Annotated in this window: 13 protein-coding genes; 9 read left to right on the top strand and 4 right to left on the bottom strand. The window is 63.9% G+C overall.

Annotated features, from left to right (window positions below; all coding sequences use genetic code 11):
• The first annotated feature begins 1 nt into the window (after window position 1).
• Entirely contained in the window at window positions 2-1,168 is a 1,167-nt protein-coding gene (locus tag AC1DQQ_RS03260; protein WP_478044224.1) for a serine hydrolase domain-containing protein, read from the top strand.
• Window positions 1,169-1,174: 6 nt separating this feature from the next.
• Here AC1DQQ_RS03260 and AC1DQQ_RS03255 read toward each other — a convergent pair whose 3' ends face one another.
• Complete coding sequence (locus AC1DQQ_RS03255; RefSeq protein WP_478028360.1) at window positions 1,175-2,173, bottom strand: aldo/keto reductase; 999 nt, start codon at window positions 2,171-2,173, stop codon at window positions 1,175-1,177.
• A gap of 91 nt (window positions 2,174-2,264) precedes the next feature.
• Here AC1DQQ_RS03255 and AC1DQQ_RS03250 point away from each other — a divergent pair, with 91 nt between their 5' ends.
• Both AC1DQQ_RS03250 and AC1DQQ_RS03245 read left to right on the top strand, forming a co-directional pair.
• A complete protein-coding gene (locus AC1DQQ_RS03250) occupies window positions 2,265-3,164 on the top strand; it encodes a LysR substrate-binding domain-containing protein (RefSeq protein ID WP_478044223.1) in 900 nt (299 codons plus the stop codon).
• 108 nt (window positions 3,165-3,272) lie between these two features.
• Window positions 3,273-5,888 (top strand): putative bifunctional diguanylate cyclase/phosphodiesterase, encoded by a 2,616-nt coding sequence (locus tag AC1DQQ_RS03245; RefSeq protein WP_478028356.1) that lies wholly within the window; start codon window positions 3,273-3,275, stop codon window positions 5,886-5,888.
• A gap of 26 nt (window positions 5,889-5,914) precedes the next feature.
• Here AC1DQQ_RS03245 and AC1DQQ_RS03240 read toward each other — a convergent pair whose 3' ends face one another.
• Entirely contained in the window at window positions 5,915-6,907 is a 993-nt protein-coding gene (locus tag AC1DQQ_RS03240; protein ID WP_478044222.1) for a phytanoyl-CoA dioxygenase family protein, read from the bottom strand.
• A 416-nt stretch (window positions 6,908-7,323) separates the two neighbouring features.
• Between AC1DQQ_RS03240 and AC1DQQ_RS03235 the strand changes: the two genes are divergently transcribed.
• Both AC1DQQ_RS03235 and AC1DQQ_RS03230 read left to right on the top strand, forming a co-directional pair.
• Entirely contained in the window at window positions 7,324-9,243 is a 1,920-nt protein-coding gene (locus AC1DQQ_RS03235; RefSeq protein WP_478044221.1) for a ribonucleoside-diphosphate reductase subunit alpha, read from the top strand.
• 79 nt (window positions 9,244-9,322) lie between these two features.
• Window positions 9,323-9,724, top strand: a complete 402-nt coding sequence (locus AC1DQQ_RS03230; RefSeq protein ID WP_478044220.1) for an endonuclease domain-containing protein — start codon at window positions 9,323-9,325, stop codon at window positions 9,722-9,724.
• 148 nt (window positions 9,725-9,872) lie between these two features.
• On the opposite strand, the gene AC1DQQ_RS03225 is transcribed toward AC1DQQ_RS03230, so the two are convergent.
• Window positions 9,873-10,139: a DUF2171 domain-containing protein gene (locus AC1DQQ_RS03225; protein ID WP_478040419.1), complete on the bottom strand. Its 267-nt coding sequence runs from the start codon at window positions 10,137-10,139 to the stop codon at window positions 9,873-9,875.
• A gap of 81 nt (window positions 10,140-10,220) precedes the next feature.
• On the bottom strand, window positions 10,221-10,463 hold the full coding sequence (locus tag AC1DQQ_RS03220; protein ID WP_478040418.1) for a DUF2171 domain-containing protein: 243 nt from the start codon (window positions 10,461-10,463) through the stop codon (window positions 10,221-10,223).
• A gap of 119 nt (window positions 10,464-10,582) precedes the next feature.
• On the opposite strand from AC1DQQ_RS03220, the gene AC1DQQ_RS03215 reads away from it, so the two are divergent.
• Genes AC1DQQ_RS03215 through AC1DQQ_RS03200 form a run of 4 tightly spaced genes read left to right on the top strand, consistent with a single transcriptional unit; the run spans window position 10,583 to window position 12,646 of the window.
• The gene (locus AC1DQQ_RS03215; protein WP_478040417.1) at window positions 10,583-10,777 is read left to right on the top strand and encodes a hypothetical protein; all 195 of its coding nucleotides are present in this window, start codon (window positions 10,583-10,585) and stop codon (window positions 10,775-10,777) included.
• Entirely contained in the window at window positions 10,774-11,319 is a 546-nt protein-coding gene (locus tag AC1DQQ_RS03210; protein WP_478044219.1) for a hypothetical protein, read from the top strand. The genes AC1DQQ_RS03215 and AC1DQQ_RS03210 overlap by 4 nt, the downstream gene beginning before the upstream one ends.
• A complete protein-coding gene (locus AC1DQQ_RS03205; protein WP_478044218.1) occupies window positions 11,316-11,573 on the top strand; it encodes a hypothetical protein in 258 nt (85 codons plus the stop codon). Before AC1DQQ_RS03210 ends, AC1DQQ_RS03205 begins: the two co-directional genes overlap by 4 nt.
• Window positions 11,574-11,587: 14 nt before the next feature.
• Window positions 11,588-12,646 (top strand): ribonucleotide-diphosphate reductase subunit beta, encoded by a 1,059-nt coding sequence (locus AC1DQQ_RS03200; RefSeq protein WP_478044217.1) that lies wholly within the window; start codon window positions 11,588-11,590, stop codon window positions 12,644-12,646.

Raw genomic sequence — 12,646 nt, 5'->3', positions numbered from 1 at the left:
CATGCCGACCGGCCGATCATTGCGGATGATGAGCGCGGCCCTGGCGCTGCTCGCGATCGGCGCCACCGACCGGCCGCAACGCGTGTACAATACGCTCGACAATCGCAACCTGTCGGAATCGACTGTCGACCGCATCGTCCAGCGGATGATAACGGCGAACCAGGTTACCGGGCTTGGCGTCGCGGTGATCCGCAAGGGCAAGATCGTCTTCATCAAGAGCTATGGTTATGCCTCGCTGGAGAACAAGGCGCCGCTGACGCCGGCGACGATCATGCCCGGCGCCTCGCTGACCAAGGCGACCTTCGCCTGGATGCTGATGCAATTGGTCGCTGAAGGGAAAGTCGATCTCGACAAGCCGATCGATCAATATCTGGCCAAGTCGCTGCCCGACTATGCGGCTTATGCCGATCTCAAGGGCGACGAACGCTGGCGCAAGCTGACCTTGCGGATATTGATGAACCACAGCAGCGGCTTCGCCAATTTCCGCTTCTTCGAGGACGACAAGAAGCTGCGGTTCCACCGCGAGCCGGGTACGCGCTACGGCTATTCGGGCGAAGGCATGCATTTGGCTCAGTTCGTGCTCGAACAGGGTCTTGGCCTTGACGTGGGTCAGGAGATCCAACGGCGTGTCTTCGACCGCTTCCGGATGGGCGACACGTCGATGACCTGGCGCGACAGCTATGACGGCCGCTTTGCCTATGGCTACACCGCGGACGGTCAGCGCCAGCCCTTCGCGCATCGACGCAAAGTCGACGTGGCCGGATCGATGGCTACGACCTTGGCCGACTGGGCGCGTTTTCTTGCCGCGGTTTCCCGCAGCGACGGCTTGGGACTCGCCACGCATAGGGCCATGGTCCGCCCCACGATCTGGATCGACAGCCCTACCCAGTTTCCGACGCTGCGCGACGATCGCACCAATCGCTGGAAAGCCATGAAGCTGGGCTATGGCGTCGGCTGGGGCACGTTCGAAAGCCGGTTCGGCCACGCCTATTTCAAGGAAGGGCATGACGACGGCACCGAGAATTACGCGATGTGCGTCGACACGCGCCAGAGCTGTATCCTGCTGATGGCCAATGACAATCGCGCGGCGGCGATCTTCGTGTCCTTGACCAATCAATTGCTCGGGCCGGTCGGCCTTCCCGCCGAATGGGAAGGCTACCGGCCCTAGGGCTTTTCATCCCCGCTCGCTGTCGAGCGAGGCCATGCCCTGCGCGGGATAGCGATCGCCTCGCACCGCGTCGCTCGGCACCGCCGCCTCGATCGCGGCAAGATCCTCAGCGCTGAGCGTCACGTCGAGCGCGCCCAGCGCTTCCTGCAGCCGCGTGCGGGTCTTGGCCCCGACCAACGGCACGATGTCTTGCCCCTGCGCCGCGACCCAGGCGATGGCGAGCTGCGCGGTGGTGATGCCCTTGGCATCGGCAATCGCCTTGAGCCGGTCCGCAATCTGCAGATTGGCCTCGACATTGCCCGCCTGGAACCGCGGCGAATGCGCGCGGAAATCGCCCGGCTGCGCGCCGCCCGACGCCTGCCAATGCCCGCTGATCAACCCGCGCGACAGCACGCCATAAGCGGTGACGCCGATGCCTAGTTCGCGCAGCGTCGGGAAGATGCTGTCCTCGGGCCCACGGCTGATCAGCGCATATTCGATCTGCAAGTCGACGATCGGGTGCACGGCGGCGGCGCGACGGATCGTCTCCGATCCCATTTCGGATAGGCCGATATGGCGGACATAGCCTGCCTGCACCATCTCAGCGATCGCGCCGATCGTCTCTTCGATCGGCACATCGGGGTCGAGCCGCGCGGGGCGGTAGATGTCGATATGATCCACCCGCAGCCGCTGCAGCGTGTAGTGGAGGAAGTTCTTGGTCGAGCGCGGGCTCGCGTCGAAGCCGATGAACGCCCCGGCCGGGTCGCGCAACCCGCCATATTTGACGCTGAGCTGATAAGCGTCGCGCGGCATACCGGCGATCGCGTCGCCGATCAGCATCTCGTTATGGCCCTGGCCATAAAAGTCGCCGGTATCGAGCAGCGTCATCCCGGCGTCGAGCGCGGCGTGAATGGTCGCGATGGCCTCGTCGCGGTCCGCCGGGCCGTACGCGCCCGACATGCCCATACACCCAAGTCCGATTGCCGAGGTCGTCGGTCCACTCTTGCCTAGCCTGCGCTGTTCCATCGTCTGTCTCCTTTGAAGATCGGCATATGGCGAAATGGCGATCGTACGATAAGCCATGACAAGCGAGACGCCCCGTGCGAAAATCCGTACAATGGCGACGCCCAATCTCGATGACTTCGCCCAATTCGCGGCCGTGGCTGCAGCCGGTGGTTTTCGTGCCGCGGCGCAGAGCAAAAACCTGTCGGCGTCATCACTGTCGGAAGCGGTGCGCCGACTCGAAAGTGATCTCGGCCTCCGTCTGCTCAATCGGACCACGCGCAGCGTCACGCCGACCGAGGCGGGACAACGGCTGCTCGATCGATTGACTCCGGCATTGGAGGAACTTGCCCACGCGGCCGACGATCTGGTCACCGAAAGCGGCCAGGTCAGCGGCACCTTGCGCCTCAATGTTCCCGGCATCGTCGCCTGGCACATCCTGCCGCCGATCGCCGCGCGGTTCCTTGTCGCGCATCCCGGCATCCGGATGGAAGTGACCGCTCAGGACGAGTTGGTCGACATTCTCGCGGCCGGGTTCGACGCCGGAATCCGATACGAGGAGCGCATCGACCGCGATATGATCGCGGTGCCGATCGGCCCGCGACGACAGCGCTTCGCCTGCGTTGCCGCTCCTGCCTATCTCGATCGCCACGGCACGCCCCGACACCCGCAGGACCTTGCCGGACATCAAAGGCTCGGCCACCGCTTCGCGAGCGGCAGGCTTGCCGCGTGGGATTTCGAACGCGGGGGTCGCCGCTATCGCATCGCCCCCGATGGGCCGCTCATCGCGACGTCGATGCAGATGGAGATCGCGGCGGCGGTCGCTGGCCTGGGAATAGTGGCGGGGTTCGAAGAATTCTTTACCGCCGAACTGGCACGCGGTACGCTGGTCGAAGTCCTGAGCGACTGGATGGAGCCGTTTCCCGGTCCCTCACTTTATTATCATAGCCGCCGCTTGATGCCGGCGCCGTTGCGCGCCTTCATCGATTTCATTCGAACCGAAGGCGCGAGCTGACTGCACCGTTTCGCCTCGACTCGGCCGTCTAATTTAGTTCGGGCTGAAAGCACTTCCTAACGTCTTCGCGCTACGGGCATGGTCATGTCCGTTCGTCCGAGCCGATCTGTGGCCGATGCAACGCGTTCCACCTGGGGCGCGCTGGCGCTCGACATCGACGCCACGCCGGAGACGATCGAGGCGCGATTGCAGCGCATTGGCGAGTTGAGCGCGGTCTGGCCGTTCGTGCTGTTCGCCCAGTTGCTCGCGCCGCTCGTCGTTGGCGTGATCGCGCATTATACCGGGCACGACGATCTTATCCGCCTGGCGGCGCTGCGCGGCGGCGTGATTGCCGCGGCATCTATCGCCGCTCTCGCCCAGCTCAAGCTCAATTTCGCGCGTTTCTGGCCGACCCATGTCCAGATCCGCACCCTGACGCTCTGTTCGGGCGCGCTTGGCGTCGGGCTCCTGTCACTACTGCCGCTGGTCGCGGCGTTTCCAGTGGGCGAATATCATCTCGCCGGGTTCATTGCGGTCTTCGCCGGCGTGACGATCACCGCGATCGCGATCCATCCGCTGCGCGCCGCGACGTTGGTCTTTGCCGCCGCGCTCGCCGGCATGGTGCTAATCCATACCGGGCTCGGCCTGCCCACGGCGATCGCTTTCCTGGCGCTCGCCAGCCTGACGATCTCGACCGTGCGACTGGCCCGCAACGACGTCGAGCGCAACCGGCTCGACGAGGCCGAGAGCAGTTCGGGCCGCCTCGCTGCGCAATTGGTGCGCGAGGTCGAAGATCATGGCGACGGCTGGTTCTGGCAGACCGACCGCCACGGCCTGATCACCTATCTGTCGGCCAAGGTCGGGCGCGAATTCGCCCGGCTCGGCGTCGAGCCGATCGCCGGCAGGCTCACCGACATCTTTCGCATGGATACCGAAGCCGGCGACACCGAGCGCACGTTGAGCTTTCACTTGTCCTCCCGCACCAGCTTTTCCGACTATTCGGTGTGCCCCGCCGTCGACGAGGATAGCGAGCGCTGGTGGTCGATTTCCGGCCGGCCGATGATCGACGAGCTCGGCCGGTTCCAGGGCTTTGTCGGATCTGGCCGCGACCTCACCGAAAAACGCCGGTCCGAAGCCGAGATTACGCGCCTCGCGCTGTTCGACGGCCTGACTGGGCTCGCCAATCGCCAGCGCATGCGTGCCTCGCTCGACAAGACGCTGGCGCCGCAATCGGGCCATGCCATCACCTCGCTGTTGCTGCTCGACCTCGATCGCTTCAAGGCAGTCAACGACACGCTTGGCCACCAGATGGGCGACTCCTTGCTGAAACAGGTGGCGCAACGGCTGCAACGGTCGGTCGGCGACGCCGGATTGGTCGGTCGGCTAGGCGGCGACGAATTCCAGGTCGTGGTGCCCGGCGAAGGCAATCGCGACCGCCTGGGGGATTTGGCGAAGGGCGTGATCGCGGCGCTCTCGCAGCCATATTTCATCGATGGATCGTCGATCACGATCGGCTGCTCGGTCGGTATCGCAATCTCACCCGAGGATGGCAGCGACTCCGAGACATTGATCCGCAATGCCGACCTCGCATTGTACGAGGCGAAGGGCGACGGCCGCGGCGTCCACCGCTTCTTCCGCAGCGAGTTGCTCGCGGGCGCCCAATCCAAGAAACAGCTCGAAGACGATCTGCGCCACGCCTTGGTCGGCAACCAATTCTACGTCGCCTATCAGCCGGTCGTATCGACCGAGGGCGAGCAGATCGTCGGCTATGAAGCGCTGATCCGTTGGGACCACCCGACGCGCGGCGCGATCAGCCCAGCCGAATTCATCCCGATCGCCGAGGAATGCGGGATGATCGAGACGATCGGCGAATGGGTGCTCAGGACCGCGTGCCGCGAGGCGGCGGGCTGGCCGAGCCATGTCCGCGTCGCGGTCAACGTCTCCCCGATCCAGTTCGCCAATCCGGCGCTGCCCGCTATCGTCACCTCCGCGCTGGCCAATTCCGGCCTGGCACCGCATCGGCTCGAGCTCGAGATCACCGAGGGCGTGTTCGTCAACGAAAACGCCAGTTCGGAAAAGATGTTCAAGTCGCTGAAAGGGATCGGCGTGCGTCTGGCGCTCGACGATTTCGGTACCGGCTATTCGTCGCTCGGCTATCTCAAGAAAGCGCCGTTCGACAAGATCAAGATCGACCAGAGCTTCGTGCGCGGCGCCGCCGTGCCGGGCAACCGCAACGCCGCGATCATCAAGGCGATCGTGACGCTGGCCAACACGCTCTACATGGAAACCACCGCCGAAGGGGTAGAACACCAGGACGAAGTCGAGCTGATCCGCGAACTCGGCTGCAGCCACATCCAGGGCTATGTCTATGGCAAGCCCGCGCGCAGCGAGGAAGTCATCCGCCAGCTCCAGGCCGCCGGTGGCCACGCCACCCCGCTCGGCTACAAGGTCAGCCGTAGCCCGCGATCGACGATGCTGCGCTCGGCCATTCTCGACCTCGGCGTCACCAAGGGCGAGGTCCGCATCCGCAACATCTCGTCGACCGGCGCGCTGATCGACGGCATCGAGTTTCCCATCGATCCGTCGGGCGTCGACGTCCAAATCGAATTGCTCGAAGGCCAGATGTTCCCGGCGACCGTCCGCTGGGCCAAGGACGGCCGTGCGGGCCTGGAATTCGCGCAGAATTTCAACCTCGAGCGGCTCAACGCGCCGGTCCCGACGCGCAAGGTCCGCAAGGCGAGCTGAGGGACGCACGCCATCGGACCCAGGCGCTACAGCCAGGGCCGCTCGTCGGGCCAGTGCATCGGATAATGGTTCACATAGTGCGCCAGGCGCGGCCGGTCGCTGCGATTGGCGCTGGCACCGTGAGGGATTTCGTGGCGCCAGATGACGAGATCGCCCGCCCCGGCCGGCACCGTCACTGCTTCGGACGACAGGTCGATGGTCCGCGGATCCGCCCCGTTCAGGCTCGCGATCCAGCCATCGGCCAGGCGATGGTGGAAGCCCGGCACGACCTGCAATGCGCCCTGATCGGCGGCGGTGTCGGTCAGATAGAGGATCGCCTGGGTCTCGAGCGCGATCGGCGCGGTCAGATTGCCATCCCAGTGCAGATGCGGCCCGGGAAAGGTGTAGCCGGGCCGGATCGGCGGGTTAAAACTCAAGCGGTCGGTCGACACGATGAGGTCGGCATGGCCGTAAAGCTCGGCGAACCCCTTCGCCATGCGCATCGAGCGGCGCGGCACGTCCATCGTCGGATGCTGGAAATGCTGGATCATGATGCCGTTGGTGCGCGGTCCGTACCAGGTCGCGGGATCGGCCGGATCGGCATCGAGGATCGACCAGAGATGATCGGCGATCGCAGCCGCCTGATCGCGGGTAATCGCCTGGCGCAGCACGACGACGCCGTCGCGATCCCATCGCGCCAGATCACCGGCGTCGAACACCGGCGCCATCGCCATCACCGCCGCCTGGCGGGCGCGTTCGTCGGCGGGCGGCTCGTCGCCGTCATACCAGGCGGTGAAGCGCGCCAGCCGCGCCGCGTCGGGCGCTCCCGCGGTCGCCTCTATCCAAGCGACGAATGCCGGCCAGTCGGGCTGGGACTGTCCCAACATCGACATCGTCTGTTCGAGCCCGAGACCGAGTATGTCGAGCAGCGTCCGGATCGGGACGGGACGTGGCTCGGCCGGCGAATCGTGGCGCGTCATCCGCGCCCATAAAGCCAGGAGTCCGCGAATCTGATCAAATGAAGCGATCGGATCAGTCATGACTCGACCCGACCACAACCGGTTGATACGGTCCAGCTATCGACCACAATATTTTTGTGTGTTCCGTGTTCGTTCCCTTGCCTTCGCGGAAGCCCGCGGAAACCCGCGCGTCGCGGCGAATGGACCGGATCGGACCTTCCGTGAGTCGAGTCAAAATAGCGACGAATGGAGTCACTAATTCGTCATTTACGGTATTGCGTCCGACGCCGGATAGGCACAATCTGTTGTAGTTCGGTTCGGGGGCGACCCAAGCACTGGTGGAAATCCAGTCGCGATCTTATATCGCGGCAGGGCCCTGCTCGTGCTTTTTAAACAGGCTGTGGACTATTTTTGTTCTCGCCTGTGGAGCCCAAATGGTAAGGTGGGGGTTCGTTCCCCCGAGTCGATTTGTGCGAGCGGAAAAGCAGGGGCGAGAGATGGATTTCAGAGACACCGAAGGAACGGGCGAAAATATGGCGACCGATGCGATCGAGGCAGCAGCGGCTACGGTGCAGGCGAATGCGGCACCCCGGACGAAGAAGCGCGATTCGAAGTCTATCGCCAAGCCATATCCAGTCGAGGTCGATCATTCGCGCGACGATCTCCTGACCGATTTCGGCAAGGACACGCTCAACGACCGCTATCTGCTGCCGGGCGAATCGTACCAGGACCTGTTCGTCCGCGTGGCGTCGGCTTATGCCGATGACGGCGCGCACGCGCAGCGCCTGTACGACTATATCTCGCGTCTGTGGTTCATGCCGGCGACACCCGTGCTGTCGAACGGCGGCACCGGACGCGGCCTGCCGATCTCGTGTTTCCTCAATTCGGTGCCCGACAGCCTCAACGGCATCGTCGATACCTGGAACGAGAATGTCTGGCTCGCCTCGCGCGGCGGCGGCATCGGCACTTATTGGGGCAATGTCCGCGGCATCGGCGAGCCGGTCGGCCTCAACGGCAAGACCAGCGGCATCATCCCGTTCGTTCGCGTGATGGACTCGCTCACGCTCGCGATCAGCCAGGGCTCGCTGCGCCGCGGTTCGGCCGCCTGCTATCTCGACATCTCGCACCCGGAGATCGAGGAGTTCCTCGAGATCCGCAAACCCTCGGGCGACTTCAACCGCAAGGCGCTCAACCTGCACCATGGCGTGCTGATCCCCGACGCTTTCATGGAAGCGGTGCGCGACGGCTCCGAATGGTCGCTCAAGTCGCCCAAGGACGGCTCGGAACGCGGCAAGGTCGATGCCCGCGCTTTGTTCCAGAAGCTGGTCGAGACCCGTCTGGCGACCGGCGAGCCGTACATCATCTTCGCCGATCACGTGAACTCGACGATGCCCAAGCATCATCGCGATCTCGGCCTCAAGGTCTCGACCTCGAACCTGTGCTCGGAAATCACCCTGCCGACCGGCAAGGATCACCTCGGCAAGGATCGCACCGCGGTTTGCTGCCTCAGCTCGCTCAACCTCGAGACCTGGGACCAGTGGAACAAGGACGTGCATTTCATCGAGGACATCATGCGGTTCCTCGACAATGTGCTGCAGGATTTCATCGACCGCGCCGAGCCCGGCATGGAGCGCGCCGCCTATTCGGCGATGCGTGAACGGTCGGTCGGCTTGGGCGTGATGGGGTTCCACTCGTTCCTCCAGGCGCGCGGCCTGCCGTTCGAAGGCGCGATGGCCAAGTCGTGGAACATGAAGATGTTCAAGCAGATCCGCGCGCAGGTCGACGCCGCGTCGATGGCGCTGGCGGTCGAGCGCGGCCCCTGCCCCGACGCCGCCGACATGGGCGTGATGGAGCGGTTCAGCTGCAAGATGGCGATCGCGCCGACCGCTTCCATCTCGATCATCTGCGGCGGCACCAGTGCGTGCATCGAGCCGATCCCGGCCAATATCTACACCCACAAGACGCTGTCGGGATCGTTCTCGGTCAAGAACCCGTATCTCGAGAAGATCTTCATCGAGAAATCGAAGAACAGCGACGCGGTGTGGAACACGATCCTCGAGCGCGGCGGCTCGGTCCAGCATCTCGACTTCCTCAGCCAGGAGGAAAAGGACTGCTACAAGACCAGCTTCGAGATCGACCAGCGCTGGCTGATTGAGCTCCAGGCCGATCGCACGCCCTATATCGACCAGTCGACCAGCCTCAATCTGTTCATCCCGGCCGATGTCGAGAAGTGGGACTTGTTGATGCTCCACTTCCGCGCGTGGGAACTGGGCGTGAAGTCGCTTTACTATCTCCGCTCGAAATCGGTGCAGCGCGCCGGGTTCGCCGGCGGGGTCGAAGCCGACAACACGATCGAGGCGCCCAAGTTCGAGCTGGGCGAAACGACGGACTATGACGAATGCCTGGCGTGCCAGTGAGGTGGCAGAGCTAGGCGGCCACCAATCTCCCTCTCCCCTCGTGGGAGAGGGAGGGAGCGGCGCGCAGCGTCGCGGAAGGGTGAGGGGGAATGCGGACGGCCTGACCAAGCGCCAACTGCTGCCCGCCTCGACCACCGCCAGATCGCGTGACCTCCGCAAGAACGCCGGCGATCCCGAGCTCGTCATGCGGCGGGCATTGCGCGAGGCTTTTCCTGAGGCGAAATTCCGCCATCAGGTGCCGATGGGTCGTTATCATGCGGATTTCTGCTCGCATGGTGCCAGGCTGATCGTCGAGATCGACGATGCGACACATGCGTTGCGCAGGGATAGCGATGAGGTTCGTACGCGTTTCCTCAACGACGAAGGATATCGCGTGATCCGCTTCTGGAACAACAATGATGTGATGGGTAATGTCGAAGGCGTGATCTCGGCGATCGCGGATCACTTGCTCGATGTAATGAAGGGGGCAGTTCGTGGTTGAGCGTCCCCCTCACCCTTCCGCGGCGCTACGCGCCGCTCCCTCCCTCTCCCACAAGGGGAGAGGGAGCCGGGGCGCTACAATCTCCCTCTCCCCTTGTGGGAGAGGGAGGGAGGCGCGTCGCGCCGGAAGGGTGAGGGGGAGTCTCCCCTCAAGCCTGCTCTTCCTCCTCGAACTGAACCGCCACATCAGCATTGGCGCTCAGCCGCACCGTGTCGCCCTCGATGTCGGCGATCAGGCCCTTGGAGATGTAATGGTGGTGCCCGGCATGGCTGCCCTGCCCTTCCTCGACATCCGCGCCCGAATCCTTCTTGGTCAGCTTGATGCGGTCGCCATCGACATGATCGACGGTGCCGACATGGACGCCGTCGGCGCCGATGACTTCCATATGCTCCTTGATCTGGCTGAGATCGACCATGGTCATGCTCCTTGTAGTGATGAGGGTTACGCGGGCAGAACGCGCGACAGCGAAGTTGGTCGCATGCCCCTGGTCGGCGCCTTAGAGGCGCTCGTCCTCGAACGTGACCGCGACATCGGCATTGGCGCTCAACCGCACGGTATCGCCCTCGATCTCGGCGATCAGGCCGGCGGGGATGAAGTGGGCGCGCTCGCCTTCCTCACCACGCGTGCCGGTCGGACGCAGCATGATGCTGTGGTGCGTGACCGCATCGACGACGCCGACTGTGACGCCATCGGCACCGATCACGGCCATACCCTCGCGGACGTTGCTCAACTGGCTCATCGTTCTTTCTCCTCTTGTCGAATGGCGACACACCATTGGCCTAGGCGAGGCCGTGGGCGCGCGGCATCCGGGATTTCCCGCATGCCCAATGCCGGTCGCTACGGCGCAAGGAAGGCGGCATGAACCGCGCGCCCCTCGTCATGTATGCGGTCGCCGGCGTCGCCGGCGCGGGCGGGATCATCGTCCTCACGCGTCGCGCGGCGAGCGAAGGCGCGATCTATGCCCAGCGCATCGGCGCGACGATGCTGCTCGCGCTGGCCGCGATCCTGACGGTGTTCGCCACCGCGATGGCGAGCTGGGGAGCGGGCGCATGAGCGGCGCACGCGACTATATCGCCTGGTCGTTGCTGACGGCGGGTCTGGTCACGGCCGTCGGCTGGGCCATTGGCATCGCGACGCGGAAGTTTGGCGCCGTCGATAGCTGGCACGCGTCGAGGGGGCGCCGTCTGCAACGCCGGCTCGATCGCCGTCTCACGCGAGGCGAGGACAATTATTTCGAGGAATTGCGCTCGATCGAAACTGCCATAGCGCAACATCAGGCGAACACGGTTCCCGGGGCGCCACAGAGGTTCAAAACCGCCAATGACGTGCTGACCGTACTATACGTCTTTTGGCTCGGCTTCGTACTGGTCCAGTGGCTAGGCAAATCGCTGATCGGAATCGAAGCGCCGGCTTGGGCGGAGGATCTTGGACTAGGGTGGATGCCGGTTTTCGGCGTCCAACAGATCCTCGCCTCTTTTGATTCAAACGCCTACAATGCTCTCGGATCACGTATTCTCGGCTTTTGCATATTAGCCATGGGTGTCTTTGTCGTCGGCACAAGCGTGATGCACAGGCTCGGAGGGCACGCATCATGAGCGGCGCCCTGCTCCTCGGCCTGATCTCGTTGGTCTGCGTCACCGACCTGGTGATTGCCTTCTATTTTCTCCGCATGGCCAACCAGGCGGATTCGATGGTCGGCGCCGCGCCCCAGGCCGGCGCGGTCAATCCCGAAGCCGCGCGCCGCTTCGCGCGCGCCCTGTTCATGGCCACGCCCGGTATGTGGCTCGTCGTCGCTCTTCTGTCGTTCGGGATCGTCCCGATCGGCGGCATCATTCCCATCACATTCTAGTCCGGAGTTCGCCCATGTCCCTTCTCAGTGCCCGCAAGACCTACAAGCCCTTCGAATATCCCTGGGCCTATGAATATTGGAAGCGCCAGCAGCAGCTCCACTGGCTGCCCGAAGAGGTGCCGCTGGGCGAGGATTGCCGCGACTGGGCGCAGAAGCTGTCGGACCATGAGCGCAACCTGCTGACCCAGATCTTCCGCTTCTTCACCCAGGCGGATGTCGAGGTGCAGGATTGCTATCACGAGAAATACGGCCGTGTGTTCAAGCCGACCGAGGTCAAGATGATGCTGACCGCGTTCAGCAACATGGAGACGGTGCACATCGCGGCGTACAGCCATCTGCTCGACACGATCGGCATGCCCGAGAGCGAGTACGGCATGTTCCTCGAATATGCCGAGATGAAGGACAAGCACGACTATCTGCAGCAGTTCGGCGTCGACAATGACGAGGATATCGCCCGCACGCTGGCGATGTTCGGCGGCTTTACCGAGGGCGTGCAGCTGTTCGCCAGCTTCGCGATGCTGATGAACTTCCCGCGCTTCAACAAGATGAAGGGCATGGGCCAGATCGTGTCCTGGTCGGTCCGCGACGAGAGCCTGCATTGCGAAGGCATCATCCGCCTGTTCCACGCCTTCGTGCAGGAACGCGACTGCCTGACCAAGGCGGTGCGCGACGATATCGGCGACGTGTGCCAGACGACCATCCGCTTGGAAGACGCGTTCATCGATCTCGCGTTCGAACAGGGTCCGGTCAACGGCATGTCCCCCAAGGAGATCAAGAAGTACATCCGCTACATCGCCGACTGGCGCCTGAGCCAGCTCGGCATGAAGCCGATCTACATGATCGACGAGCATCCCCTGCCCTGGCTGACCCCGATGCTCAACGGCGTCGAGCACGCCAACTTCTTCGAAACCCGCGCGACGGAATATTCGAAGGCGGCGACGCGTGGGCAATGGAACGACGTGTGGGACAGCTTCGACAAGCGGCAGAAGGCGAAGGCCGGGCCTGCGGCGAACGAGGATGTCGGGAGCGGCGAAGGGGATATGTTCGATAAGGCGGGGATTGCGGCGGAGTAA

This window comes from Sphingomonas sp. P4_G3, assembly GCF_056401105.1.
The sequence above is the reverse complement of the archived record's forward strand: the minus strand, read 5'-3'. Positions and strand labels throughout refer to the sequence as shown.